We start from the raw sequence: 25,821 nt of genomic DNA, 5'->3' as shown, positions 1-25,821 counted from the left end.
TGTTAGTCTACTTTTTTGAAGGCTGCAAGAGTAGAATACTTTTCGGATTTATAGATTTTTACAATCTGATCAAAAATCTTATCCCTCAAAAGGAATCCAATAAGTCCAAGAATACCCAAACTTATTACTGCTGCAGACATTCCGGCAAAATATTTTACAATTCCAAATACGGCCATAGGAACCAGCATCTGCGGAATAATAATGATAAGAATTTTAATATTAAAATTATTTTGTCCAGCGGTAAATCCTTTTGAAGCGGAATTCAGATCAATCGGTTTTTTATTGTATGCTCCCGCTAATAAAGTAAGATAAGAGTTAACTCCTAGGTTATACAACCCTGCGGCAAAAATGGTAAAATAGAACGTCCAGCTCGTAAAAAAAACATAGAATGTAGCCAATACCATAGAAACAGCTGTAACAATAACAAAAAGCCACCATTTAGCTTTCAGATATTCTTTATACGGAACATTCTGTGTCATCATCAATGGGTAATAGGAACTATCCCATGCTGGGACTCTTTGCCCGAACATTAAATTGAATCCACCAGTAACAAAAATTCCCAGAAAAACCTGCATAAAACTAAAAGAATAACCTTTGTTAAAGACAAGCAGACCATAAAACAAAAACAGAAAACCACCAATCAGTGCACTTCTGGCAGCTTTACTTCTTTTAATAAGTTTAATATCATTGTTAATGAATGTTCCGATAGCACCAAAGCGGTTCAGGTATTCAATATTTTCTGTTTTTCCGACAGCTTTTTTCATTTCCAGACCTTTATCCAGGTAAAGGTTCTGTTTAATAAAATTAAAAGCCATTTTACCTAAAACCAGAACCAGAACCAGCGGAATAAAAAACAACCACCATTTCTGATATACGGAATAGATTAATATTTCAGAAATATTCAATACATTAATAACATTAAAATAATGCAATCCGCCTAATACGATAATAACCGCAAAAACAGAATACAATAATGTATTATTCTTATTGATAAATGTATTGATAAAAGCATTGGAAAAGATAAGTGCCACTACAGAAATAAATACAGCCAGTACTGATAATACACTAAAACCTCCATCCACTAATAGCAATACTGTAAACGGAAGCATAAACAATAAAAACACCCATGTAAAGAATGATAAAAGAATCTTTACCAAAGTGTAGCTTGTAATTTTATCCTTAGGAATATTAAGGGTAAGTAATGGCTTTATATTATTGGCAGGCAGCTGTTGCATGAAATATTTAAGCAACAGGTCCAGTACCCAGTATACGAGAAAAAATCTACTGAAAAGTATCAGAGGATTGACTCCCTCTTTCCTGGCACCAAAAAATAAGGCAAATGCTCCTCCGAAGAATATTAATGCCATATAGGCGAAGATGAAGAACATACCAATCTTCATCAGGATACCGGCTCCTAACTGCGGACTTCTGAAAAAACTTTTAAATTCCAGACGAATTAGTTTTGCAAACATGTTAATTAGCTTTACCTAATTAGTTAGCAGTCTGCAAAAAATGTTACAAGAAAATTATTTTTTCTGATCTGTATTTCTGAAAGGCATATTACCAACTTTAAAGCTTCCGTCGATAACAGCTTTCTCCAATGTCAGAATACCCTTTAAAGATTCATAATCGATTTTATCAGCATCATCCGTAGGTCTGTGGTAATCATCATGCCCCCCAGTATGAAAAAAAAGGACAGGTATATCTTTTTCATAGAAAGATGTCTGATCCGATCCGCCACGTCCTTCGTAGCCCGTATAGAATTTCACAAACTTATTGGAATTGATTTCTTTGAAAATAGTCTCAAATTCAGGTGATGTTCCGTAGCCGATGACAGAAACACCTCTTTCTTTGTTCAATCTGCCAATCATATCCATATTCAGCATCCAAAGCACTTTACTAAGGTCATATGTTGGATTTTTCACAAAATATCGTGAACCAACCAATCCTAATTCTTCTGCTCCGAAAGCAATAAATAGAAAATTAACCGGTTCTTTTATGTTATTTTGGCTATAAACACGCGCTAACTCCAGCAACCCGGCAACACCCGAAGCATTGTCATCTGCACCATTGTGTATCATACCATAACTGTCTTTTGCCAAAGAACTTCCTTGTTTTCCTTCTCCAAGATGGTCATAGTGTGCTCCGATAACAACAGTCTTAGCAGCTTTATTATCTAAAAAACCAATCACATTCCTGGCAGGTCGGATACTATCGGCAACTTTAACTTTTCTGACTTTAGCCTCAAAATCCTGATAATAACCATTTACTCCTAAAGGCTCCAGTTTATATTTTTTAAATTGTGAAGTGATGTATTTTGCAGCTTCTTGATTTTGTTTGCTCCCTGTTCCACGTCCCTTCATTTTGTCACTTGCCAAAAAATAAACATGCTTTTTCAGGTTTTTAACTTCAATCTCCTGCGCATAGGAACATAATCCTAGTAATAAGAAAGTAAATAGAATAGTATTTTTCATGGGTATTAATTCGTACAAAAATAGAGAAAACCCTGCAACGTTGCCAGTTTTCGGAAAACGAAACTACAGCATCAGTTCTTTTGCCTGTTCTATTGCTGCCTCAGTGATCTTACTACCACTAAGCAATTGGGCAATTTCATGCAGCTTTTCATCCTGATTCAGAGGAATAATAGTCGACTGCGTTTTTCCACCTACTTCGGATTTCATTACTTTATAATTGTAATCTCCTTTGGCAGCAACCTGAGCCAGATGGGTGATAACAATAAGCTGCATATCCTGTCCCATCTCATGCATTAATTTTCCAATTTCTTCGGCTACACGGCCGGAAACTCCGGTATCTATTTCGTCCAGAATCAGGGTTGGCAATTCGGAATTTTCAGCCATAATCTTTTTAACAGCGAGCATTACTCGGGATCTCTCTCCTCCGGAAATAGCTGTATGAACAGGTTTCATAGGGAAACCCGTATTAGCCTGAAATAAAAGCTGAATAGTATCGCTCCCGTATTCATTAAACTCAGGATCTTCGCTTAGATCTACCTCCATTCTGGCTTTTTCTAAGCCAAGGCGCTGTAAAATATGCTGACTTTTTTCTACAAAAATTTTAGCTCCGGATTTTCTGTTTTTAGTAAGTTCCGCTGCTATTTTTTTGAGTTTCGACTTTTGTTGTTCAATATACTGAAGCTGTTCTTTGATGTGTTCTTCCAGGTTTTCTGCAAGATTTTGCTCTTTAGCATACTCATCACGGATACTGACAAGTTCTTCTACAGTCTGCACCTGATGCTTGATCAATAACGTATTTACCAGATTGAGTCTGGTATTAAGCTCTGCCAGAGCTTCAGGATTCATTTGTACTTTTTCAAGTTCGTTTTCACAAGAATCCGCTATATCTTTTAGTTCAAAATATAGACTCTGGATACGCTCAGAGAGCTGTTCATAGTTTTCGGAATATCCCGTAATCTTTGAAAGCCTTGCTTTAGTTTCGTTCAGAATAGTAAGTACTCCGGCTTCATCCTGCTGCAAAAGCTGATAGGTCTGTGATAATTGTTCTATAATCGTTTCTGCATTTTCTTGTGCAGAAAGTTCATTTTTAAGTTCATCCAGATTCAACTGATCCAGTTGTGCTTCTTCCAGTTCCTGTAAAAGATACTGATGGTAATCTGCCTCTTTATTTCCTTCTGCCAGGCGTTTTTCTAACTGCAAAAGTTTGGCTTTTGCCTGTGTATAAATTTTAAATTCCGACTGATAATCGGCTAATAATTTCTGATTTTTTGCCAGTCCGTCGATTATTCCAAACTGGTATGCTTCTGAAAAAAGATTAGATGTTTCAAACTGTGAATGAATATCTATTAGTCTTTCAGAAAGTTCTTGTAATACGGATAATGTAACAGGAACATCATTGACAAAAGCTCTTGATTTACCGGCAGGTGCAATTTCCCTGCGTATAAGTGTTTCTTTCTCAAAGTCGAGATCGTTATCTTCAAAAAAGCTTTTAAACTTCGCCTCATCCAGTACAAAAGTCCCTTCCACGATACTTTTCTTTTCGGCATCGGCAATTGACTTCAGATCTGCCCTTTCGCCCATCATTAGGCGCAGTGCACCAAGAATAATCGATTTACCAGCTCCTGTTTCTCCGGTAATCACCTGTAATCCCTTATGTAGGTCTACTTCCAGCCGATCTATCAATGCAAAATTCTGAATGAATATTTTAGATAACATTTTTCCTTCGTTTACGCTATTTGTTTAGTGTAATTTCTCTTCTACTACGTTTAGGATGTCCTCTGCTACTTCTGTCTTCTTTTTAAGGTCGAATACCTTACTTTCTCCTTCTTTTGTAAAAATACTGATCTTATTGGTATCTCTCTTAAATCCTGCACCAGAATCCTGAAGTGAATTCAGTATAATAAGATCCAGATTCTTCTGTACCAATTTAGATTTAGCATATTCTACTTCATTTTGAGTTTCCAATGCAAAACCTACTAATAACTGATGAGTTTTCTTTTCACCCATTGTCTTCAGAATATCAGGGTTCTTCACAAGCTCTATCATAAAGTCTTGTTCTTTCTTTTTGATCTTCTGATCCGAATAGTACTTGGGTGTATAATCTGCTACAGCAGCACTCATAATAGCTACATCTACATTCTCATAATACTTAAATACTTCTTCAAGCATCTCTTTCGCTGAGATTACAGCGTGTAATGAAATATTGGGATGCGTAGTATGCAAACTGCTCGGGCCAGAAATAAGAATAACCTCAGCTCCTCTATCTGCAGCTTCTTCTGCCAATGCAAATCCCATTTTCCCGGAAGAATGATTCCCAATAAAACGCACAGGATCTATTGGTTCAAAAGTTGGTCCTGCGGTAATCAGTACCTTCTTGCCTTTAAGCAAAGAATTTGAATTCTCTGTACTAAAGAGTTGTTGTAAATGTCTGAATATAGTTTCCGGTTCGGCCATTCTGCCAAGTCCCGTAAGTCCACTTGCAAGTTCGCCTTCTTCGGCCGGAATAATCCGGTTTCCAAAACCTTCAATCTTTTTCAGGTTTTCAGTTGTTGTAGGATGTGCATACATATCCAGATCCATTGCAGGAGCTACAAAAACAGGACATTTAGCTGAAAGATAAGTTGCCTGTAAAAGATTATCACATAATCCTGTAGCCATCTTTGCCAGTGTATTGGCAGTACATGGAGCAATAAGCATTACATCTGCCCATAGTGCTATATCAACATGATTGTTCCAGGTTCCTTCTGTATTATAAAAATCTGTATATACCGGATTTCTGGATAAGGTTGAAAGGCTGAGAGGTGTAACAAACTGGTGTGCATCCTCTGTCATAATCACCTGCACTTCTGCACCGTTTTTCACCAGTTCTCTTATCAGAAAATGGATTTTATAGGCAGCAATACCACCTGTAACGCCCACTAATACTTTTCTTCCGTGTAAGCTGTTCGCCATGCTGAAAAATTTGAAGTAATAATACGACAAAAAGATGTCTTAAAAAAACATCTTCCTGCCAATATTCATAAAAGTCGTTGTAAAACGCTTAGTTTCTGTCTTCTGTCTTACGGAAATAGATATCACCATCCATCCATTCCTGAACTGCGATTGAAGTTGGTTTTGGTAATCTTTCGTAGTTCTTAGAAATCTCAATTTGTTCTCTGTTTTCAAAAACTTCTTCCAGAGTTGAGTTATGAACAGCAAATTCATCTAATTTTTGGTGAAGTTCTGTTCTGATTTCAGCATTAATCTGCTCCGCTCTTTTACCCATAATTACGATAGCTTCGTAGATGCTTCCTACTTTTTCTTCGATCTTATTCTTATCGTAAGTGATGGTGTTTACTGGTGCTTTAGAATCTTTAACGCTCATATCTGATTTACTTTAATTTAAAATTTTAGTTGCTTTTTCTAGGTATTTTGAAAGTCGCTGCCGGAGGTGGTGTATTTAATACAGCTGAATCCTTTTGCAAGCCTCTTACCTTATCTTTATATTCTTTTACAGCTTTAGCCTTGCGGTTATTTTCTGCTTTTTTTTCCATTTCAGCAGCTTGTTCAGCTGAAAGTTTTTTAATTCTTGCTTCTCTCTCTGCTCTTCTCTTATCGTATTCTACTTTAAGTTTAGCAAAGTTTTCTTTCTCATGCTCCAGAGACTCTCTTATTTTCACAGCATCTTTACTGTTGTCGGAGTTAGGAAATTCACGTTCCACCTGTTTAGTAAAAGAAATAGCATTCTCTATTCTGTCTGATTTCAGATCATAGCTAGATAATGTAGCCAGTCTTTCTTTAGATCTCATCATATAATTAAAGATCTGCGGACGAAGTTTTGTAGAAGGATAATCTTCCAATACATTTTCAAATGCTATATCTGCAGCTTTATATTCCGCCATTTTATAATACTGACGGGCATTCTCGTAAGCTTTAAACTCTAGTTTGTAAGACAATTCATCTACAAGCTTGGAAATATTTTTGGATCTTTCCGAACCCGGATAAGTATTCAGGAATTCCTGAAGCTCATTAATCGCAGCAATTGTACTTTCCTGATCCAAATTATAATCTCTTGAATCCTGATGGTAACATAGTGCTGACATATAAGCAGCTTCTTCTCTGCGTGGATCTCTCGGGTTATTTACAGTAAAGCTTTTAAACTGGTGCCCAGCTAATTTATAACTTTTGTCATAGTAATTAGCATAAGCTTGTTTGTAGCTCATATCGGCTAACTCATCGGTTCCTGCAAGCAGATTTGGTAATCTGTCGTAAAGCGCTAGAGCCTGCTTCCAATTCTTTTTTTCGTAATATTTGTCAGCTGCTTTAAGAATAACTTCTTTGTCTGCGCTTTTCATTGCGTTGTCAAACTCTTTGTTACAAGAAACAACGATCAATGCAAGAGTAATAAAGGTTAGAATCTTTTTCATAAATATTTCCGGGCTTTACCTAAGGAATCTTTTCCTTATTAGTTTGCCTATTCGATCTGCAAAAATAAGATTTTTTTTACAATAGAATTGTTTTTATGATAGTTTAACAGTATAGTAATCTCTTTTTAAGAAACCACTATACTGTTATTATCTGTTTATTACGATTCCGCCACCTGTTTAGTGCGCCGCATCGGCAGGATTTATCTTTGATTTCCCCTGCTTGATGGAAAGCACAAACGGAATACAAATAAGGAATAATATACCAAGGTACAGGAAAACATCTGCGTAGGTTAATACCATTGCCTGCTTCATCACTTGTCCTTCCAACAGCTTATATGCTCTTCCTAATGCTTCCTGTGCCGTAGCTCCTTTTGACATCATCATTTGTTGATACATCTGTATTCTTTGCGCAACAATGTCTTTGGTTATATCAATATGAGCCATTAGATTTACTCTGTGTTTTTGAGAATCTCTCGCTATATATGTGGTAATAATTGCGATACCAAATGAACCACCTAACTGTCTCATCATTCCTGTAAATGCTGCTCCTTCTGCAATCTCTTTACCCTTCAGTGAGGAAAGAGATAATGTTGTAATCGGTACGAATAACAGACCTAGTCCCACTCCTCTGATTACCAGCGGCCAAAAGAATTCTTCAGTAGAAGTATATGGAGTCATCTCATAATACATCGCAAGACTGTATAAGAAGAATATTGCAAACCCCAGGGTAACCAGATATTTCTGGGGTACTCCCTTCTGAAGTAACCGCCCGATAATTGGCATCATAAGTCCGGTCATAATGGATGACGGCACCAATAATAATCCAGCATCGGTTGCTGTCCATCCAAGAATAGACTGTGTGTATATAGGAACAATAAATGTAGATCCATATAAACCAAATCCCAATACAAAAGTAAGTACTGTTCCTACAGCCAGGTTCGTATTTTTCAATACTCTTAGATTTACAATAGGATATTTTGCTGTTAATTCTCTCCATAAAAAGAAGATTGCCGACAATACAGTAACAATACTCAGAATAAGTATAATCTTATCATTAAACCAATCGTCCTGTTGACCGTGCTCTAAAACGTACTGTAAAGACCCTACAGATGTAGAAAGCAGTATAATTCCCCACCAGTCTACTTCACTTGGCTTACGTTTCTCACCATATCTTGGACTTTTCACAAAGTTCATTGCCAGCAGTGCTGCAATAATCCCAAGCGGAATGTTGATATAGAAAATATAAGGCCAAGAGAAATTATCTACAATATATCCTCCTAATGGTGGCCCTAGTGTAGGTCCTACAATAACTCCCATACCATAAATGGCCTGAGCCATACCTCTCTTCTCCACCGGGAAAATTTCGGTAATAATCGTTTGTGAAGTTACCAGTAAGGCACCACCTCCAAGCCCTTGTATAAACCTGAAGATAATAAGCTCTGCCATTGAAGTAGAGTTTCCACAAAGGAAAGAAGCTGCGGTAAAGACAATGATGGAAGCTACAAAGTAATTTCTTCTACCAAACTGCTGAGAAAGCCATGCCGTCATGGGTACCATAATTACATTTGCAATAGCATACGCTGTAACTACCCAGGCAACGTCTTCCAGTGTTACCCCCAGACTCCCTTTCATAGAGTCCAGAGCCACGTTCACAATGGTAGTATCTACGATTTCGAGAAGGGCACACAATACCGCCATTAAAACGATAATAGCCCTTCTAAAACCATATTCTACCAGAGAATCCGGATTTTCCATTAATCAATTAAGGTATTTAGAACGGAGAATTTTCCGTTTCTTTTATTTATAAATTATTTAGTAGTCACATCAACATCCAGATTCATTCCAGGACGCAGATATTTCAGCATAGGATCTTTCGGGTTTACAAACTCGATAGATACTGGTAATCTTTGTACTACTTTCACAAAGTTTCCTGATGCATTATCCGGTGGTAAAAGCGAGAACTGAGCTCCTGTTGCCGGAGAAAAAGAACCAATTTTTGCTTCAAACTTATGATTAGGATAAGCATCTGCTTTAATTTCTACTTTTTGTCCGATTCTCATTTTTTCCAGCTGTGTTTCCTTGAAGTTAGCAACTACCCAGATGTGCTCATCTACAATATTAAATAACTGTTGACCAGGGTTAAGCAGTTGTCCTTGTTGCAAATCTACTCTTGAAACATAACCTGAAACTGGTGCAGTAATTACAGTATAAGAAAGATTAATTTTTGCAGCCTCTAAAGACGCTTTACTTTTCTCCAGGTTAGCTTTGGCTACAGATACCTGAGAACCTACTGCATGACTTTGAGAAATTGTAGCTTGTGTCTGGTTCTGCGTTGCAAGTCTCTGACTTTCCAACCCTTTTACAGTTGCCTGAGCTTCTAACATTGCTGTACGAGCCTGCTCAAATTGTTGTTTTGTAATGCTGTGATCCTGATAAAGATTACTGTATCTGTTATAATCCTGTGTCGCCTGCCAAAGTTTAGCTTTTGCAGCATCAATATTAGCGTTCATTGCCGCGACCTGGCTATTTGTAATAGGCAATGTAGAAGTAGACGCTTCAGTCTGCGCCTGTGCAGCAGTAATACCGCTTTCAGCCTGAGAAACTCCGGCTCTTGCTTCTTCTACCTTAGTATTAATATCACTTGCATCAAGAATTAAAAGAGTGTCTCCTTTTTTCACGTATTGATTATCTTTTACTCTTACCTCTTTTATAAAGGCCTGAATTCTTGGAGTGATAGCTGTTATATTGGTTTCTATCTGCGCATCATCAGTTGTCTGGTGCACTTGCGCATGCTGATATTTATAAAATCCAAATGCCCCGCCTCCGATAATAAGAACCGCAAGGATGGCGATAAATTTTGAATTAATTTTCTTTTTATTTGGAACTTGTTCAGACATTTCTATGTTTATTATTTGCCGTTATTAATATTTTATTTCTCCTGTTTGTCTTAGTAAATTGAAATAAGACCATTTTTTATCTGCTTTTCCGTAAACCAGATTAAGCTGAGCTTGAAGCTGCTCTACGTCTGCAGTAAGAAGATCTGTTGTTGTTGCAAGACCATTGTCGAATTTGTTCTTTACAACTTTATAGTTTTCATTAGCCTGTCCCACTGCCTCTTCGTAAACTTTAATCTTCTCATTTTCCAGCTGATAATCTTCAAATGCATTATGAATATCCGTTTTCACCTTATCATTCAACGCTTTTCTGTTCTCCTGAATTTCTACCTGTTGTAGTTTTGCTGTTTGTACAGTTGCTTTATTCTTATACAAGTTGGCAAGATCATAGGAAAGAGATAAACCAGCCATCGTCATATGATTGATCTGCAAAATATTAGGCATCCATGCATTGATATATCCTGCAGTAAGAGAAACTGTCGGATAATATGCTGCTTTCGCAATTTCTACATTAGCTTTACCAACCTTTTCCTGCTCCGAAAGAATTTTATATTCCTGTCTTTGTTGTAAAGACTGCTCCTGAAGATTTTGCTCGTTTACAAATTCCTGAGTCTCGTCTCCACCTATTTCAGGATCTATTTCAGTTCCTTCAGCCAATCCTAAGAGAACTCCAAGGTTATAGTTTAGTACATTAACATTCTTTTTAGCATCTGCCAAAGACAATTTAACATTACTTTCCTGAAGCTTCACTCTCATCAAATCATTCCTCGCAACGACTCCGTTTTGTTCCAGCTTTTCGAAGTCAACACTTCTCTGATGTGATCTGGATAGGTTTTCGTTGATTACATTAATAGCCTGTTTGGCTTTATATAAATTTACAAATCCCTGTGTTGCAGCTAAAGCTATATCCTGCTTGTCATTCTCCAACTGATACTGCTGAATACTTTTCTGGTATTCTGCAACAGCAATTCCGTTCTTAATCTTGAATCCTGCAAAAAGAGGCATTCCAAGATTTAGCTGCTGTATTGCCACATAATCCGGAGCAGATGGAGATGATCCACCACCATTCAGGAACGGAAGTTCTGATTTTATTTCCATTGTATTAAATGGCTTCATCAGATTTCCGCTTAGTTTCAGATCTGGTAATCTTTTATTCTTGGCCTCCTGGACTTTCGAGTCCATTGTATTCAGTTGCGCTTCAGCAATTTTAACTTTAGAGTTATTTTTCATGCTTAGTACTATAGCTTCGGACAAGGTTAGCTTCTGTACTGTTTGCGCAAATTCCAAACCTGCGGCGCTAAATGCAGCCAACAGGAGAATTTTAGTTGTCATTTGTTTCATACCCTAGTAATGAAAATACGGTGTTGTATAAATGGGTTTTTAATCGTTCTTCTAATTTCTGATAGTAATCTTCCTCGTTATGCTCAGGCAGGTAAGCCTGATAAAATTCTCTGTTTCTGATGCTAAATATGATCGTCCCGAGAATAGTTGCCAGAAGATTTTCAGGCTTTACAGCCTTTTTAAATTCACCTACCACGATTCCTTTCTGAACTACTTCTTCAAATTTAGTTACACATAATGCGTAAAAATCACGAAGAAATTCTTTATTAGGTTCCGCAGTATGGCATTCATTAGTTACAAATCCATGGAAGTAATTGAATTTAAGGATCTGTCCAAGGATAAAATTCAGAATTTCTTTCATTTGCATAGCCGGGCTTGCTGATGAAATCGTTTGTGTAAAATTGCTGAAATTTTCCTTTGCTTTCTGAACTCTGTACTGATACAAATGAAACATCATTTTATCTTTCGAACCGAAATAATATGAGATCATGGCAACGTTTATATTGGCCTGACTACAAATTTCTCTTACTGATGTTCCTTTAAAGCCTTTCTCTGCTATAAGGCTTTCCGCAACTTCTAAAATATGCAGTTGCTTTTCACTAAGTTTTTTTATTTTTCTCATTTTACGGATGCAAATTTAATTCACTTTTATATTATTAAACAAACGTTTAATTAATTTTTTTTCAATTATTTTATTTTTTAATTTTGGAAGATGATATTTGACTTTCATCATCACCATAAGACTCCTGATTATAAGGGAGTTTACAACAAATCTATTAATGAAGAATTTTTCCCGGAATTCTTCTCCATAGGTTTGCACCCTCAGGATATCAATGAGGATTGGGAGTCTGAAATTGAAAAAGTACATATTGCTGCAAAAGCTCCAAACTGCTTATCCATAGGCGAATGCGGTCTGGATTCTTTCGTAAATGCATCTATCGAAGAGCAAATAAAAGTGTTTAAATCGCAAATTGTAATAGCAGAAGATCTGCAAAAACCGCTAACCATCCACTGTGTACGCCGTTATAACGAGGTTATAATGGCTTGTAAGGGAATTCGTATTCCAAAAATTATCCATGGATTTAATAAAAGAGAAACCATTGCAACACAATTATTGCAAAATGGTTTTTACTTGTCTTTTGGAGCTTCACTTCTGAATAATTTATCTTTGCAAAAAATTTTTCAGCAAATCCCCAAAGAGTCTTTCGTATTAGAGACAGACGCCGCTGATATCAGCATTGAAAAGCTTTATGAAAAAGCTGCAATGATACGAGATATTTCTATAGTGGAACTGGAAAATATAGTAGATTATAATTTAAAAACAATTTTCAGATGGTAGATATCTGGCTGGAGCGCACCGAATTACTAATAAAAGAAGCAGGTATAGAGAAACTAAAAAAGTCCAATATTCTAATTGTAGGAATGGGGGGAGTTGGTTCCTTTGCAGCAGAATTTATAGCGCGTTCAGGTGTTGGTAATCTGACCATTGTGGACGGCGACATTATAGATATCACCAACATAAACCGCCAGCTTCCCGCTATTCACTCAACGGTAGGAGACGACAAAGTTGAATTAATGGCAAGAAGAATTCTGGATATTAATCCAGAATTAAACTTAACCAGAATCAACGAATTTCTGAACCCGGAAAGAATGGAAGAAGTAATTCAGGCAGGAAATTTCGATTATATTTTAGACTGTATAGATAGTGTGAGCCCAAAACTTGCACTAATTAAAGCCGCCAGAAAAAATAAAATAAAAATAATAAGCTGCATGGGAGCCGGCGGAAAGCTTGATCCAAGTAAGGTAATGGTACGCGACATTAGCAAGACTCGTAATTGCTATCTGGCAAAGCAAGTTAGAAAAAGACTAAAAAAAGAAGGCATTAATAAAGGCTTCCGCTGTGTTTTCTCTACTGAAATACAGAGAGAAGACAGTCTGAAGATGACTGATGGCAGCAATTATAAGAAATCTTTTTACGGGACCATTAGTTATATGCCCGCTATATTTGGGCTGTACGCAGCATCAGAAGTTATAAGATATCTTATACAAGATAAAATAGCTGAATAAATAATCAGCCAAAAAAAATTAAATGAAAGAATTCGGGTTTCCATCTTCGGAAAAGTTAAAAGCGAAGAAAGATATAGACCGCCTTTTTAAAGAAGGCAAATGGATTACTACAGGTAATCTTCGCATTATATGGCTTGCCAGTGAATCCGAAACCAAAGTAGGTGTAAGCGTTTCTAAAAGGTACTTCAAAAAAGCTGTATACAGAAACAGAGTAAAGAGATTACTTCGTGAAGTTTACAGACTAAACAAGCCTCTTTTGCACGAAAAATTTGGGGAACATTTTCACATTATGTTATTTTGGACATCTCCACAACTTCCTGAAAATCTGGATCAAGTGAAACATTTTTACAAAAAACTTTGTCGTAAAAATTAATCATCCTATTTGTTTTTTGCATACATTTAATAAAATTTATGGTATGCCGGAACATATTTCATACTTACAATATATTCTCGGAGCATTTATCGGAATAGGCTTAGCTGCTGCTTCAGGATTCAGAGTATTCATGCCTCTTTTCGCAGTAAGCCTGGCATCATATTTTGGCTGGATTCCTATGAGTGAAAATTGGCAATGGCTAGCCGGATTGCCAACTCTTATAGCAACAGGCATTGCTATGATGGTAGAGATACTGGCTTACTATATACCTTTTATAGATCATTTACTGGATACTATCAATATTCCTTTAGCCTCTATTGCGGGAACTCTACTGTTTGCAAGCCAATTCACCCATCTCGGTACATTTCCACAATGGGCATTGGCCTTAATTGCCGGTGGCGGAACAGCCAGTGTAATAAGTTCAGGATTCGCAGGCCTAAGGGCTACATCTACAGCAACTACCGGCGGAACCGGTAATTTTATGGTAGCAAGCACGGAAACATTCGGCGGAAGTTTAATGTCCATACTAGCATTAGCTGCACCTATTATAGCTTTTATTATTACCATTTTATTGATTGTTCTGAGTATTCGGTATGGAAAAAAAATATGGCGCAAAATAAAGCAGCTCCGAAGTCCTGATACGGAAATAAAATAATCTGATATTGATATCAATAAAAAAGTCCAGAAGAAAATCTTCCGGACTTTTGTTTTATCTAATCTTCCTGCTGGATTTTACCAGACTTCAAATCTTTTATATAATTAATTTTCTCCTGGAATTCTTTCTTCTTTTCAGGGAATTTTTTCTGGAGAATCTCAAAAGCATTTATAGACTTATTGTACAAACGCTGACCTAAGTATAAGTTGGCTAAAGTTTCCGTCATCAGATGCGAAATATCATCACCTTTATCTCTTATCACATAATCCGACTCGTCCTTTAAAGCACTAATTCTTGGATTGTTTTCGATAAACTTCTCAATTGCCTTATTCTTTTTTTCAACCTCTACATTCTCAGGCTTTTCTTTATGCAGCCAGTTTTGCCAGGTGTTAATAAATGAAGAAACATTACTTGTTACAATTGTTTCTTGTTTAGGTTCAGTCATTATTTCCTCTTCCATTTTTTCTTCATTATTACCTTGTAGATCTTCTGTTACAGTCTCAGGTTTTACTACTTCTTCTTGTGCTTTATCAGCATCTGTTGCACCAAAGAAAGAATAGTTGATTACAGGTCTTTCAGAAGGTTCTGTTGCAGAAGGTTCTGTTGCAGAAACTTCTTCTACAATTTCGCTTTCTGTAACCTCTTCCGTTACGGGTGCTGCTTCACGAACTTCTGCAACTTCAGGTTCCGGAATGATCTCTTCTTCTAATTCTGGTTCCAGTAATTTTTCCTCTTTAACCTGTATTTCAGATTTTCCTATCAATGCATCAGGAATATGAACATCAAAGTTCATTGGTTTCCAGTCGTCATCTATAACCGGAGCATTTTGCGAAGTTTCAGCTAAAACCGGTTCTTCTACAATAACTTCGTCGATGATTACAGGAGTATTTTCTTCTTCTACTTTTATATCTTCAGTCTCTTGAATTTCAACTTTACCCGATATATCAGAAGAAATATTTTCTTCCACTGGTCTGCTCAGGAAATCAAAATGAGTATTGTCCGCAAAATCAAGTGTTGAGTGGTCTATATGTTTCTCTTCTTCCTGTTGATTGTCTACAGACTTTGGTCCATCTGTAATTATCGGTTGGGTAATTGTAGTGACAAATGAATGGTGGAATCCAGGAACAGCAGACGGCTTTTTCTCCTTGGCATACTCAGTATGATTGTCCGGTATACTGAACTTGACATCCGGAAGAAAATTATCTGCCCCCGCAAAACTAGTCTGAGCTGACAGATAATTTTCTTCTGTATGTTCCATTTCTTTCGGGAGATCTATAATATTTTCTTCCTCTGAATCCAGAATTCCGGCAACTGACTCTATATTCTCGGAAACAACTCCCTCTATTTTTTCTTCAAAAACAGGCTCTTTTTCCGGCTCAGTTGAAGTTTCTTCAATTTCATCCACTTTTGGTTCCACAGAGGCAACAGCTACTTCTGCTGTTCCTTTCTGAACAGGTACTTCTGCTGCTGCTTCCTGTTGATAAGAAATAGGATTAATCAGTTGGTACAAAATCTTTTTATCAGTTGTATAAGCCGCTGTTAGTGCAAGTTCCTTCTGATAGGCCTCGGGCTGAAACTGATGTAATGCCATCAGAAATAAAGCCCGGATTGGCTGTACATACGGATAATTGGATATTTCTCTTCTGAGCTCACCAATATCCGATGCTTTTAAACTTTCGGGGAACTTTATTATATGTAAAATTCTTTCATTCATCATTACCAGTTGGCTACAATATCATTAAAAATTTTATTGATAATTCTGTCTGTCGCTACCTTTACGTAGGTTCCTTCAATTTCCTGCATTGAAGCTGTATTACTGAATACAGCTTCATCAGAATATGTTCTGTCAAAACTTTCGGTCGGATATTTAGCATTCTCATAATGCACTTTGACTGTAATAGTAAGCTTATTTTGTGCAGCCATCAGAACATTTCCTGTCGCCTGTGATGTAGAAGGTGTTGATATAGCTGTTGGTGTTGACGGCTGATAATCTACAATCTCACCTTCAATAAGAATATCCGGCATGTCTGTAGTACCTTTCAGATTTGTTCTTTGTAAAAATCTATTTTGCAGATCTGTTGAGAACTGCTGACTAAGATTAGGGTTAAAAGAAGTATTATTGGGGAAATTCTTTATTAAAATTGTCTTTACATCAGGCTTTAAGGATGATCCCGTAAAGGAATAACAGGAAACCAAAAGTTGTGATATTAAAATCAAACTTCCGAAATGCAATATTTTAAATCTATTTTTAAAGGCTGCCTTCATAATCAATTTTTGGTTCTTCAAATCTAATCATAATATTTTTTGTTGCTGCATAGCGCATGCAAATTGCTAAAGGTAAAGTTAAAAGAATCCCTACACCACAAAGCAAAATTCCGACAGAGGTTACCATACTTATCACGATACTAAATAAGATGGAAGATAGTGCATTATTCTTGAACAACTTCCAGGAAATCTTGAAAGCATTTGAAAAATCTTTTACACCGAAAAGGGCAACCACTGCAACATAGTAGTACATTACAGAGCTTACAACCATCATAATTGCAATAATGATAACCACCGCAATAATCATAATCAAAACAAAAACCGGAGCTTGTTCCTGATTTCTTTCAGTAAGCACAGCAGAAACAAGAATTACAACCTCTACAGGTATTAGCAAAGCCAAAACACCGAAGATCATAATCCCGGCAAAGATAAGATAAGGGATCACATCATCGAAATTAAAAATATCCCCTGAATCAGTCTTCTCTCCATTTTCTATTTTACGACAGGCTTTATAGAAATTACCCAGTCCCAACAGGCTACATAGTGGAATCATTCCCATAATAATCGTTAAAAGATAATTAATCAGAATATTGCCAGTATCTTTTTTGAAAAGTGCCAATCCATCCGAAAAAGCATTTCCGATGTTTAGCTGGTAGCTAGGGTTAATAATGTATTTCGGTTGTGATAAATTCTCCACTTAATCTTCCAGGTTATATTGTTTTATTTTACGGTAAAGCGTACGTTGTGAAATTCCAAGTTCATCAGCCGCTTTGTTACGTCTTCCTTTATGTTTTTCTAAGGCTTTAATAATCAAATCTTTTTCATTATTCTGTAATGATAAAGATTCAGGTCTTGCTTCTTCCAACTCAATATCTTCTATGTCTTCATAGTTATCGTCGCCATTATTAGATATTATTGTGGGAGTCTGCGGTGTATTGCTGTTATTCTCGAAATACAATAACGAATTCGGAACAACTGCCTGTTGAGACTCAGGTGTATAAATCCTGTTGATCAAAGTTTTTTCCTGATTACTAAGATCCGATGCTCCTCTGTTCTTTATAAGTTCTGAAGTCAGTGTTTTCAGGTCATTAATATCGTTTCTCATATCGAAAAGGATTTTATACATAATCTCTCTTTCGTTATTGAAGTCAGTATTGTTACTATTCTGATTCGGCTGGGTAATAACCATTGGCGCGTTGGACACCATTGGAATATAATGACTCAGTGCTTCCGATGTTATTTCTCGTTTCTGTTCTACAACTGTTAGTTGCTCTACAAGATTCCTAAGCTGTCTGATATTCCCCGGAAATGAGTAATTTTCTATATAATGAACTCCATCTTCGGTTAAATAAACCTCCGGCATTCTGTATTTTTCTGCAAAATCTATTGCAAACTTCCGGAACAAAAGGTGAATATCTCCTTTACGTTCTCTCAGAGGTGGCATATCAATTTGCACTGTATTCAGACGGTAGTACAAATCCTCACGGAAACGTCCGTCCTGAATAGCCTTCATCATATTTACATTGGTAGCAGCAACGATTCTTACATTGGTTTTCTGTACGACAGAAGATCCTACCTTCATAAATTCACCACTTTCCAAAACACGAAGCAAACGAACCTGCGTCTGCAATGGCAGTTCTCCGACCTCATCCAGGAAAATTGTCCCACCATCGGCTACTTCAAAATAACCTTTTCTGGTGGTTGTAGCACCCGTAAAAGCACCCTTTTCGTGACCAAATAGTTCGGAATCAATAGTTCCTTCCGGAATTGCACCACAGTTTACCACAATATATGGCATGTGCTTACGATGCGAAAGGCTATGTATAATTTTAGGAATAAATTCTTTACCAACACCACTTTCACCAATTACTAAAACTGATATATCGGTAGGTGCTACCTGCATGGATTTCTCAAGAGCTCTGTTTAGAGCCGGATAATTTCCGATAATTCCAAAGCGGGCTTTTATATTCTGAAGTTCTGACATTTTAATTTAAGATTAAAGATTTTTGGTTTTTTACAAACCATGTTTTAGCTAAATAGAGTGTTCAATTTTTAAATTTTATACACTGAATCCAGGTAATCTTTATTTCTGATCTTCGAAATCTTACTTTCTATTTTAAAAGGTGAACTTAAAAAAACGGTTCTGTTATTTTTATCAAAAACAAGGGCTTTAACAGCATATTCATCTCTGAAGCAAAAATCTTGTTTTTGTTGATTTTCTTTTAATTTGAAAAAGGTGAGTGAAACGAATCGTCTTAGCTTTTCGATATGAGCTGACGGCTGATCTGTCTTAAAACATTCACCCTGTTGCTTTTTACAATACTTTCCGAATGAAGCAGGTACACAAGAAGAACTTTCTGACTGGTAGCTACCAATCAAAGACATTAAAATGATAATGTATGAAAGACTTCTCATTTAATTTTTACTCGGCTGTTCTCCCCAAAAGTGTACCCTGAGTGTTATCATACACAAAAACAGACACCATGTCACCTATCTTCTGCCCTTCCAGTTTATCGAATACACATACTGCGTTTTGTGAATTCCTTCCTTTCCATTGATTTTCATTCTTTCTGGAAGTTCCTTCAATCAGAATATCATGCTTTCTGCCAACATAGGATTTCATCCGTTTTTTAGATAATTCTCCCTGTAATGCGATAACTTCTGCCAAACGCTTTTGCTTTATATCGGCAGGAATATTATCTTCCATTTTCTTATGTGCTGGTGTACCTGGTCTTTCGGAGTAAGCAAACATATAACCATAATCATACTCTACTTCTCTCATTAAGGAAAGTGTATCCTGATGGTCTTCTTCTGTCTCTCCACAGAAACCAATAATCATATCCTGTGAAAAAGAGATCTCAGGCACAATTTTCTTAGCTTCTTTTATTAAAGACAGATACTCTGCTCGCGTATGCTGACGGTTCATCGCTTTCAGCATATTGTCGCTTCCACTTTGTACGGGAAGGTGAACATACTTACAGATATTATCGTATTTCGCCATGGTATGAAATACATCCAGACTCATATCCTGAGGATTGGATGTAGAGAATCTGATACGCATATCCGGAACAGCTGTAGCAACCATTGCCAATAAATTAGAGAAGTTGACTGCTGTAGCCTTCTGCATTTCAGAGGCTTTTGCAAAGTCTTTTTTAGGACCTCCCCCGTACCAAAGGTAACTGTCTACATTCTGTCCTAGTAGGGTTACTTCTTTATAGCCATTGTTAAATAGCTCCACGCATTCAGTTATAATAGAATGAGGATCACGGCTTCTTTCACGTCCTCTGGTAAATGGCACCACACAAAATGTGCACATATTATCACAACCTCTTGTAATTGTTACAAAAGCAGTAACACCATTACCACCTAAACGTACAGGGTTAATATCTGCATATGTTTCTTCTTTAGAAAGAATTACATTAATTGCATCTCTTCCGCCCTCTGTTTCTTTTAAAAGATTGGGTAAATCTCTGTATGCATCTGGCCCAACTACAAGATCTACCAAATGTTCTTCTTCCAAAAATTTAGTTTTTAGGCGCTCCGCCATACACCCCAGTACTCCAACCGTTAAATTAGGATTGGATTCTTTTTGTTTTTTGAACTGAGAGAGGCGCATACGTACAGTCTGTTCTGCTTTTTCACGAATGGAACAGGTATTTAGTAAGATAAGATCTGCTTCTTCAACTTTTAGTGTTGTATTATATCCTTGTTCATTAAGAATCGAAGCTACAATCTCGGAATCAGAAAAATTCATCTGGCATCCATAGCTTTCCAGAAACAACTTCTTACCGTTTTCCGGTCTTTCAGCAATTGCAAAGGCTTCCCCTTGCTTGGTTTCGTCTATATATTTTTCCTGCACGGTTCTTATAATTTGAGAATCTGAAACATGAATTCTGTTGTCCAGTGCAATATCGTACAGCCTGAAAAAATATCAACTCCTGTTTCGGATTAAGTTCAGTTTGCAAAGTTACGCTTTTTCTGCCAAAATGACAGAGCTTTAATTTTCGATAAATTTTATTTTTAGAACCTTTCTGAATTTTATCAATATTGCATTATACTTTATTGTAGTACAGTATTCTATAATTACTTCTACTACAGAATTTAGAATATTTAAGAAATACATCAGCTTTAAAAGCTGTATTAAATTCCATTACCCAATCTCTTTCAGTAATAAAATAATTGTTGTTCTTATCTCACATCTTTAATCCAACAGATTATTAAATTCTTTCATTTTTTTCTGTCTTTCTGCTACAGCTTGATCTATAAAATCTTTGCTAAATCCACCGGCAATCTGAAACTGATTTCCACTTTCGTCAACCATAGTTCCTTGTCTGAGTTTGGAAGCAGGATCTTTAATATAATTAGACAAAGCTTTCTCATACTTGCTTTTGTCCACCACAATAGATTTTTCGTAGGCTGAGGGCAAGTATACCTTTTCAGCATTTTTATAAATAGCTTCAAGTGCAAAATGAAAATCATTCTTGTCATCAGAAATCTCAACAATTAGCCCGGGAAGTCCGGAGAACTTATAAGGACCTTCAGGGAATAAAAGATCTGTAGTATACCATGCTGTCCATTTTCGTCCTGAATATTCTGTCTCTGCTTTCTGGCAATTCCAGTTTTTAATTTTTTTAGACTCTTTTAGTATTTTCCATGTCATTTTGCTTTCATCAGGAAACTTATACGAATCTCCATCTATAGTTTTAAGTGAGTATTTTTTAGTATTTTCTTTTATATAGACCAAAGGGTATTTTGCTTTTGGGAGTGAATTAAGATCAATATTAACACCACCTTCCCGTTCCGATTTTTCACTTAAAGCATTCATAATGGAATCATTTTTATAATAGCTGTGGTTATAAAAGCTTGTCTTTTCTAACTTTGGAAAGATATCCAGCGAATAATAGTCTGTTAAAACAGAATCTTTATCCTTGTTAGGTTTAAATTTCAGTTCATAAATAGCTCTGTAATTTTGAGCGGAAAGTGCAAATGCCATACTTATAAAAAGCAATATATATATTTTCTTCATATCAACTTAGAGTTAGAGTTTAGACAAAAGTAAATATTATCTGATTTTATCGGAGAAAATTTTTTGCTCCTTCTCATTATCCGTATTTTAGCGGGGTTAAAAATAAACCATAATGAAAAGATTATTCCTTTTACTCACTTTTATGGTGAGTTTCGTACAAATGAGAGCCGACGAGGGAATGTGGCTAATGATGCTCATTAAGCGACTGAATGGTGTAGATATGCAAAAAGAAGGGCTACACCTTACACCGGAAGAAATTTATTCCGTAAACAACTCCAGCTTGAAAGATGCTATTCTCCAATTTGGAGGAGGATGTACTGCAGAGATTGTATCTCCGCAAGGTCTTATTTTCACTAATCACCACTGTGGATACGGCGCTATTGCTGCAGCATCTACCCCAGAAAAAGATTACCTTACCAATGGTTTCTGGGCAAAAAATAATGGTGAAGAAATTAATTCTAAGGGCTTATCAGTAAGATTCTTTGTAAGAATGGATGATGCTACAAAACGTATCACGTCTAAACTGAACAATGATATGAGTGCTGATCAGAGAAAGGCTATTATCGATGCTGAGATCAAAGCTATCCAGTCTGAAAACTCTGAAAACGGAAAATACACTGTAGTGGTGAAGGATTTCTTCAAAGGAAATGAATTTTACTATTTTGTATTCCAGGATTTCAAAGACGTTCGTCTGGTGGGTACTCCGCCTTCATCTATTGGTAAATATGGTGGTGATACAGATAACTGGGAATGGCCAAGACACACAGGAGACTTCTCTGTTTTCCGTGTTTATGCTGATAAAAATGGCAACCCTGCTGAGTATTCAGCTAACAATGTTCCTTTAAAGCCTAAGCATCATTTACCAATATCACTAAAAGGAAACAAGCCTGGTGATTTTGCAATGATCGTAGGATATCCGGGAACAACAAACAGATACCTTACTTCTTTCGGGATCGAACAGATGGTAAGCAAAGATTACCCGGCATGGGTTGAGGCTTCTAAAACAGCTATGGATGTTATGAAGAAACACATGGATAAAGACGATGCTACAAGATTAGCCTACGCTTCTAACTATGCAAGTGTTGCTAACTACTGGAAAAACAGAGCCGGAACAATTGAAGCTGTTTACAAAAACGGAACAATTGGGGATAAAAAAGAGGTTGAGAAGAAATACCAACAGTGGGCTGATAAAGCTGAAAACAAAGCTGTTTATGCAAATGTATTAGCAAATACTGACGCATACTACAAGCAGATTTCTAACAGAAATATTGAGAAAAATTATGGTGCGCAGTTCCAAAGAAATGCTAAATACATCAGAAATTCTTTCCAGATCGGAGATGCTTTAACAAGCTACATGAAGCAGGATGCGTCTGCTCAGGCGGCTATGAAACCTAAATTAGAAGCAGCTGTTAAGCAGGCTTATGAAGGTTTCAATACTCAACTTGAAGCAGAAATGCTATCTCAGATGGCATCTTTATATCAGTCAAAAGTAGCAGCAGATGTTGCTTCTGCAACTGTAAAATCTGTAAATGCATCAGAACTTGCGAATATTGCGCAATCTTCAATTTTTGCAGATGCAGCTTCAGTAATTAACTTCCTGAACAACCCTAGCGCTGAAAAATTGGCTAATGATAAACTTTACAAGTTTGTTGCAGGCTATATCGGAGACAACAAAGTATTAGCTGAAAAATATGCTAAAACTGATGAAGGCTTCCAGAAAGACAGCCGTTTATTCATGGACGGATTAATGAAAGCTATGCCTGAAAAAAAATTCTATCCGGATGCTAACTCTACTATCAGATTAACTTACGGTAAGATTGAAACGCTTCCTAAAAGAGCTGACAGAGACTACACAGGTATCAAACAGAATTACTATACCACAATGGAAGGTATGATTAAGAAGTACAAGAAAGGTGACGAAGAATTCGATCTTCCACAAGGACTTCTTGATCTTTACAAAAAGAAAGATTATGGTATGTACAAAGACAAAGACGGACAACTTCATGTAAACTTCCTTTCTAATAACGATATTACAGGAGGTAACTCAGGTTCTCCAATTATCGATGGTTACGGAAGACTTATAGGTCTTGCATTTGATGGAAACAGTGAAGCTTTAAGCGGTGACATTGTTTTTGAACCTAAACTACAAAGAACAATCAACGTAGACGTTAGATATGTACTTTGGGTAATTGACAAGTTTGCAGGTGCTAAAAACTTAATTAGTGAATTAACTTTAGTAAAGTAGTTCTTTTGCAAATAAAATATAAACCTCACAATATTGTGAGGTTTTTTTGTGTAAATTCGTTACACCTGATTGAAAAAGATGCTTATTGCTAAGAATATCACAAAATGGACGTTAATAGGACTGTTCATCTGGTTTTTCTTACTCATGTGTAGGATTACATTATTCTATGTACCCTTTTCACCTACAGCTTCTTTTCTGAATATTAAACAGACTGAGGTTACAACTCTCCCATTTTATCTGCCCATTTTTTACATGCATGTATACAGCAGCATTTTCGTATTGCTCGCTGGATTCATTCAGTTTTTTACTACCCGTAAGAATCATAAAACCATCCACCAATATTCAGGATATGTATATGTGGCGGGACTTTTATTATTTTCTGCTCCTTCAGGTATATATATGGGTATACGTGCCAACGGAGGCTTCTGGGCACAATTGTCTTTCGTAATTTTAGGTTGTTTATGGTGGTTTACCACCTTCATGGCAATGGTAAAAATTTTCAAAAAAGATATTAAGAGCCATCAGCAATGGATGAACAGAAGTTATGCGCTTGCTGTTTCTGCTTTAACCCTGAGAATGTGGAAGGTTATTCTGGTTTATCTTTTTCAGCCCAATCCCATGGAAGTCTATCTGATTATTGCATGGCTAGGATGGGTTCCCAATTTAGTAATCATCGAATTATTAATACTAAAAAAATATAAATATGAAAAAGCTCGTTATTTTCGGAGTCTTGCTCTCCCTGTTTTCGTGCAAAAAGGAAGCTAAGGTTACTTCCTTGGAGAATAAAAAAGATTCTGTCAAAGCAGCTCCGGAAAAGGTTATGGCTCCGGAGTTCCATAAGGAATTGTATGGTATCTGGACCGGGTCTTTCTATCCGGACTACAAACGAAATCCTGATGATGAAAGCGGAGAGACCAAAAAAATAAGTATTAAAATAGACCGTATTACAGCAGATACTGTTTGGGCACAAAGTATTGTATCGGGAAATCAGCGTCCGTTAATCGGGAAAACCAGTGATCAGGGCAATAAAATATCTTTTATTCTGGATGAGCCTGGAAATCGTAAAGATGATGGGAGATTCGAACTATTTACACGAAACGATTCTTTAATTGGTCAATGGACAGCCTATAGTACTACAAGTGTAAAATCCCCGTATAAAAAACTGGATCTGGTCCAAAAGCAGTTTGTATACAATCCCAACTTTATGCTGAGTAAGGATACAGAGTTTGTAGACTGGACAACACCTAAAGAGAAAAAGGAAACTTATAAAGATGATGACGGCAAAATGCAAACTTATACCCAGCAGGTTTATCGTTCAGCATCCGATGATGTTTACAAAATCAATTCTTCTACTCAAAAACTTACTGAGAAACAGCTGAAAAATCTAAGAAAACTGGATTTAGAAATTCTTCGTAATACCATTTTTGCACGTCATGGATATTCTTTCAAGAAACAAACCTACCGTAACTTCTTTGAATATACAGACTGGTATGTACCTGTAAGCAATAACGTAGACAAAGAACTTTCACCTCTGGAAAAAGAAAATGCGCAACTCTTAAGCAGAATGGAAAAGTACGCGAAAGACACTTATGACTCTTATGGCAGGTAAGGTAAAATTTGATGCTATTATTCTTCAGCATGAGGATATGAATGCTGCTTATGTTGACTTTCCTTTTAGTACAGAAGAGTTATTCGGCAAGAAAGGACAAGTAAAGATAAAAGCTCTTTTTGATGATGCCGTTGAATATCGTGGAAGCCTTGCCAAAATGAAGTCTTCCTGTCATATGCTTGGACTAACACAGGAAGTACGAAAAAGTTTGAATAAAACATTCGGAGACAGTGTTTCCGTCATATTATGGGAAGACAAGGAAGAGCGTATTGTGGAAATTCCGGAGGATATTGCGGAACTTTTCAATAAGCATCCTGAAGCTAAAGAACTTTACGATGCGATGTCTTATACACATCGCAAAGAATATATGCGCTGGATTACAGATGCTAAGAAACCGGAAACACGGGAAAACAGAAAGTCAAAATTAATTGACATGATAATTTCCGGCAAAAAAGGCATCTAAATT

General features: G+C 36.6%; 25 protein-coding genes. 8 read left to right on the top strand and 17 right to left on the bottom strand.

All coding sequences use genetic code 11. From position 1 onward, the window contains the following. Positions 1 to 2: 2 nt before the first annotated feature. From BAZ10_RS11895 to BAZ10_RS11850, 10 genes are all read right to left on the bottom strand, one after another. The gene (locus BAZ10_RS11895) at positions 3 to 1,472 is read right to left on the bottom strand and encodes a DUF5687 family protein (protein WP_078772235.1); all 1,470 of its coding nucleotides are present in this window, start codon (positions 1,470 to 1,472) and stop codon (positions 3 to 5) included. Between the two features lie 54 nt (positions 1,473 to 1,526). Beyond that, positions 1,527 to 2,474, bottom strand: a complete 948-nt coding sequence (locus BAZ10_RS11890) for a M20/M25/M40 family metallo-hydrolase (RefSeq protein ID WP_078772234.1) — start codon at positions 2,472 to 2,474, stop codon at positions 1,527 to 1,529. 63 nt (positions 2,475 to 2,537) lie between these two features. Next, on the bottom strand, positions 2,538 to 4,190 hold the full coding sequence (gene recN, locus BAZ10_RS11885; RefSeq protein ID WP_078772233.1) for a DNA repair protein RecN: 1,653 nt from the start codon (positions 4,188 to 4,190) through the stop codon (positions 2,538 to 2,540). Positions 4,191 to 4,214: 24 nt separating this feature from the next. After that, complete coding sequence (gene coaBC / locus BAZ10_RS11880) at positions 4,215 to 5,426, bottom strand: bifunctional phosphopantothenoylcysteine decarboxylase/phosphopantothenate--cysteine ligase CoaBC (RefSeq protein ID WP_078772232.1); 1,212 nt, start codon at positions 5,424 to 5,426, stop codon at positions 4,215 to 4,217. Positions 5,427 to 5,514: 88 nt separating this feature from the next. Next, entirely contained in the window at positions 5,515 to 5,838 is a 324-nt protein-coding gene (locus tag BAZ10_RS11875) for a DNA-directed RNA polymerase subunit omega (RefSeq protein ID WP_009086749.1), read from the bottom strand. Positions 5,839 to 5,863: 25 nt separating this feature from the next. Beyond that, complete coding sequence (bamD, locus tag BAZ10_RS11870; protein WP_078772231.1) at positions 5,864 to 6,880, bottom strand: outer membrane protein assembly factor BamD; 1,017 nt, start codon at positions 6,878 to 6,880, stop codon at positions 5,864 to 5,866. Between the two features lie 177 nt (positions 6,881 to 7,057). Next, on the bottom strand, positions 7,058 to 8,635 hold the full coding sequence (locus BAZ10_RS11865; protein WP_078772230.1) for a DHA2 family efflux MFS transporter permease subunit: 1,578 nt from the start codon (positions 8,633 to 8,635) through the stop codon (positions 7,058 to 7,060). A gap of 53 nt (positions 8,636 to 8,688) precedes the next feature. Further along, positions 8,689 to 9,777, bottom strand: coding sequence for an HlyD family secretion protein (locus BAZ10_RS11860; RefSeq protein WP_078772229.1), 1,089 nt, complete (start codon positions 9,775 to 9,777; stop codon positions 8,689 to 8,691). 24 nt (positions 9,778 to 9,801) lie between these two features. Continuing rightward, the gene (locus BAZ10_RS11855) at positions 9,802 to 11,115 is read right to left on the bottom strand and encodes a TolC family protein (protein ID WP_078772228.1); all 1,314 of its coding nucleotides are present in this window, start codon (positions 11,113 to 11,115) and stop codon (positions 9,802 to 9,804) included. Next, positions 11,096 to 11,737 carry a TetR/AcrR family transcriptional regulator gene (locus BAZ10_RS11850; protein WP_034871777.1) on the bottom strand — a complete coding sequence of 214 codons (642 nt, stop codon included), beginning with the start codon at positions 11,735 to 11,737 and terminating at the stop codon, positions 11,096 to 11,098. The genes BAZ10_RS11855 and BAZ10_RS11850 overlap by 20 nt, the downstream gene beginning before the upstream one ends. 90 nt (positions 11,738 to 11,827) lie before the next feature. Between BAZ10_RS11850 and BAZ10_RS11845 the strand changes: the two genes are divergently transcribed. The 4 genes from BAZ10_RS11845 to BAZ10_RS11830 are packed head-to-tail and all read left to right on the top strand — an operon-like array spanning position 11,828 to position 14,210. Continuing rightward, positions 11,828 to 12,454, top strand: a complete 627-nt coding sequence (locus BAZ10_RS11845) for a TatD family hydrolase (RefSeq protein ID WP_078772227.1) — start codon at positions 11,828 to 11,830, stop codon at positions 12,452 to 12,454. Continuing rightward, entirely contained in the window at positions 12,448 to 13,182 is a 735-nt protein-coding gene (locus BAZ10_RS11840) for a tRNA threonylcarbamoyladenosine dehydratase (RefSeq protein ID WP_078772226.1), read from the top strand. Before BAZ10_RS11845 ends, BAZ10_RS11840 begins: the two co-directional genes overlap by 7 nt. 22 nt (positions 13,183 to 13,204) lie before the next feature. Continuing rightward, positions 13,205 to 13,555, top strand: coding sequence for a ribonuclease P protein component (gene rnpA, locus BAZ10_RS11835; protein ID WP_078772225.1), 351 nt, complete (start codon positions 13,205 to 13,207; stop codon positions 13,553 to 13,555). Between the two features lie 43 nt (positions 13,556 to 13,598). Beyond that, positions 13,599 to 14,210: a DUF4126 domain-containing protein gene (locus BAZ10_RS11830; RefSeq protein WP_078772224.1), complete on the top strand. Its 612-nt coding sequence runs from the start codon at positions 13,599 to 13,601 to the stop codon at positions 14,208 to 14,210. 58 nt (positions 14,211 to 14,268) lie between these two features. Here the strand turns inward: BAZ10_RS11830 and BAZ10_RS11825 are convergent, their stop codons facing one another. From BAZ10_RS11825 to BAZ10_RS11795, 7 genes are all read right to left on the bottom strand, one after another. Further along, positions 14,269 to 15,927 (bottom strand): hypothetical protein, encoded by a 1,659-nt coding sequence (locus tag BAZ10_RS11825; RefSeq protein WP_245803807.1) that lies wholly within the window; start codon positions 15,925 to 15,927, stop codon positions 14,269 to 14,271. After that, positions 15,927 to 16,475, bottom strand: a complete 549-nt coding sequence (locus BAZ10_RS11820; RefSeq protein ID WP_078772223.1) for an LptE family protein — start codon at positions 16,473 to 16,475, stop codon at positions 15,927 to 15,929. The genes BAZ10_RS11825 and BAZ10_RS11820 overlap by 1 nt, the downstream gene beginning before the upstream one ends. After that, positions 16,459 to 17,172, bottom strand: coding sequence for a hypothetical protein (locus tag BAZ10_RS11815; protein ID WP_078772222.1), 714 nt, complete (start codon positions 17,170 to 17,172; stop codon positions 16,459 to 16,461). Before BAZ10_RS11815 ends, BAZ10_RS11820 begins: the two co-directional genes overlap by 17 nt. Further along, positions 17,173 to 18,459, bottom strand: a complete 1,287-nt coding sequence (locus tag BAZ10_RS11810) for a sigma-54 interaction domain-containing protein (RefSeq protein WP_078772221.1) — start codon at positions 18,457 to 18,459, stop codon at positions 17,173 to 17,175. 68 nt (positions 18,460 to 18,527) lie between these two features. After that, positions 18,528 to 18,890 (bottom strand): hypothetical protein, encoded by a 363-nt coding sequence (locus tag BAZ10_RS11805; protein WP_078772220.1) that lies wholly within the window; start codon positions 18,888 to 18,890, stop codon positions 18,528 to 18,530. Positions 18,891 to 18,897: 7 nt separating this feature from the next. Beyond that, positions 18,898 to 20,334 carry a tRNA (N6-isopentenyl adenosine(37)-C2)-methylthiotransferase MiaB gene (gene miaB, locus BAZ10_RS11800; RefSeq protein WP_078772219.1) on the bottom strand — a complete coding sequence of 479 codons (1,437 nt, stop codon included), beginning with the start codon at positions 20,332 to 20,334 and terminating at the stop codon, positions 18,898 to 18,900. 342 nt (positions 20,335 to 20,676) lie between these two features. After that, entirely contained in the window at positions 20,677 to 21,501 is an 825-nt protein-coding gene (locus BAZ10_RS11795; RefSeq protein WP_078772218.1) for a GLPGLI family protein, read from the bottom strand. Positions 21,502 to 21,613: 112 nt separating this feature from the next. Between BAZ10_RS11795 and BAZ10_RS11790 the strand changes: the two genes are divergently transcribed. The 4 genes from BAZ10_RS11790 to BAZ10_RS11775 all read left to right on the top strand — a co-directional run bounded on the left by BAZ10_RS11790 (position 21,614) and on the right by BAZ10_RS11775 (position 25,818). Next, complete coding sequence (locus BAZ10_RS11790; RefSeq protein WP_078772217.1) at positions 21,614 to 23,746, top strand: S46 family peptidase; 2,133 nt, start codon at positions 21,614 to 21,616, stop codon at positions 23,744 to 23,746. A 78-nt stretch (positions 23,747 to 23,824) separates the two neighbouring features. Continuing rightward, positions 23,825 to 24,511 carry a DUF2306 domain-containing protein gene (locus BAZ10_RS11785; RefSeq protein ID WP_078772216.1) on the top strand — a complete coding sequence of 229 codons (687 nt, stop codon included), beginning with the start codon at positions 23,825 to 23,827 and terminating at the stop codon, positions 24,509 to 24,511. Then, the gene (locus BAZ10_RS11780; protein WP_165689662.1) at positions 24,450 to 25,355 is read left to right on the top strand and encodes a YARHG domain-containing protein; all 906 of its coding nucleotides are present in this window, start codon (positions 24,450 to 24,452) and stop codon (positions 25,353 to 25,355) included. The genes BAZ10_RS11785 and BAZ10_RS11780 overlap by 62 nt, the downstream gene beginning before the upstream one ends. Further along, positions 25,345 to 25,818: a YdeI/OmpD-associated family protein gene (locus BAZ10_RS11775; protein ID WP_078772478.1), complete on the top strand. Its 474-nt coding sequence runs from the start codon at positions 25,345 to 25,347 to the stop codon at positions 25,816 to 25,818. The genes BAZ10_RS11780 and BAZ10_RS11775 overlap by 11 nt, the downstream gene beginning before the upstream one ends. Positions 25,819 to 25,821: the final 3 nt, after the last annotated feature.

Source organism: Elizabethkingia occulta (assembly GCF_002023715.1).
In the GTDB taxonomy this organism is placed as follows: domain Bacteria; phylum Bacteroidota; class Bacteroidia; order Flavobacteriales; family Weeksellaceae; genus Elizabethkingia; species Elizabethkingia occulta.
Note: the sequence above shows the minus strand (reverse complement) of the source record. Positions and strands in the feature narration are given on the sequence as shown.

Excerpts from the sequence above, each read along its gene's own strand:
- recN (WP_078772233.1), bottom strand. The coding sequence starts at position 4,190 with ATGTTATCTAAAATATTCATTCAGAATTTTGCATTGATAGATCGGCTG.
- BAZ10_RS11865 (WP_078772230.1), bottom strand. The coding sequence starts at position 8,635 with ATGGAAAATCCGGATTCTCTGGTAGAATATGGTTTTAGAAGGGCTATT.
- BAZ10_RS11820 (WP_078772223.1), bottom strand. The coding sequence starts at position 16,475 with ATGAAGGCAGCCTTTAAAAATAGATTTAAAATATTGCATTTCGGAAGT.
- BAZ10_RS11830 (WP_078772224.1), top strand. The coding sequence starts at position 13,599 with ATGCCGGAACATATTTCATACTTACAATATATTCTCGGAGCATTTATC.
- BAZ10_RS11795 (WP_078772218.1), bottom strand. The coding sequence starts at position 21,501 with ATGAAGAAAATATATATATTGCTTTTTATAAGTATGGCATTTGCACTT.
- BAZ10_RS11895 (WP_078772235.1), bottom strand. The coding sequence starts at position 1,472 with ATGTTTGCAAAACTAATTCGTCTGGAATTTAAAAGTTTTTTCAGAAGT.
- BAZ10_RS11805 (WP_078772220.1), bottom strand. The coding sequence starts at position 18,890 with ATGAGAAGTCTTTCATACATTATCATTTTAATGTCTTTGATTGGTAGC.
- BAZ10_RS11855 (WP_078772228.1), bottom strand. The coding sequence starts at position 11,115 with ATGAAACAAATGACAACTAAAATTCTCCTGTTGGCTGCATTTAGCGCC.
- BAZ10_RS11790 (WP_078772217.1), top strand. The coding sequence starts at position 21,614 with ATGAAAAGATTATTCCTTTTACTCACTTTTATGGTGAGTTTCGTACAA.
- bamD (WP_078772231.1), bottom strand. The coding sequence starts at position 6,880 with ATGAAAAAGATTCTAACCTTTATTACTCTTGCATTGATCGTTGTTTCT.
- BAZ10_RS11860 (WP_078772229.1), bottom strand. The coding sequence starts at position 9,777 with ATGTCTGAACAAGTTCCAAATAAAAAGAAAATTAATTCAAAATTTATC.
- BAZ10_RS11810 (WP_078772221.1), bottom strand. The coding sequence starts at position 18,459 with ATGTCAGAACTTCAGAATATAAAAGCCCGCTTTGGAATTATCGGAAAT.
- BAZ10_RS11875 (WP_009086749.1), bottom strand. The coding sequence starts at position 5,838 with ATGAGCGTTAAAGATTCTAAAGCACCAGTAAACACCATCACTTACGAT.
- BAZ10_RS11850 (WP_034871777.1), bottom strand. The coding sequence starts at position 11,737 with ATGAGAAAAATAAAAAAACTTAGTGAAAAGCAACTGCATATTTTAGAA.
- BAZ10_RS11785 (WP_078772216.1), top strand. The coding sequence starts at position 23,825 with ATGCTTATTGCTAAGAATATCACAAAATGGACGTTAATAGGACTGTTC.
- BAZ10_RS11845 (WP_078772227.1), top strand. The coding sequence starts at position 11,828 with ATGATATTTGACTTTCATCATCACCATAAGACTCCTGATTATAAGGGA.
- BAZ10_RS11890 (WP_078772234.1), bottom strand. The coding sequence starts at position 2,474 with ATGAAAAATACTATTCTATTTACTTTCTTATTACTAGGATTATGTTCC.
- BAZ10_RS11825 (WP_245803807.1), bottom strand. The coding sequence starts at position 15,927 with ATGATGAATGAAAGAATTTTACATATAATAAAGTTCCCCGAAAGTTTA.
- coaBC (WP_078772232.1), bottom strand. The coding sequence starts at position 5,426 with ATGGCGAACAGCTTACACGGAAGAAAAGTATTAGTGGGCGTTACAGGT.
- BAZ10_RS11775 (WP_078772478.1), top strand. The coding sequence starts at position 25,345 with ATGGCAGGTAAGGTAAAATTTGATGCTATTATTCTTCAGCATGAGGAT.
- rnpA (WP_078772225.1), top strand. The coding sequence starts at position 13,205 with ATGAAAGAATTCGGGTTTCCATCTTCGGAAAAGTTAAAAGCGAAGAAA.
- BAZ10_RS11780 (WP_165689662.1), top strand. The coding sequence starts at position 24,450 with ATGAAAAAGCTCGTTATTTTCGGAGTCTTGCTCTCCCTGTTTTCGTGC.
- BAZ10_RS11840 (WP_078772226.1), top strand. The coding sequence starts at position 12,448 with ATGGTAGATATCTGGCTGGAGCGCACCGAATTACTAATAAAAGAAGCA.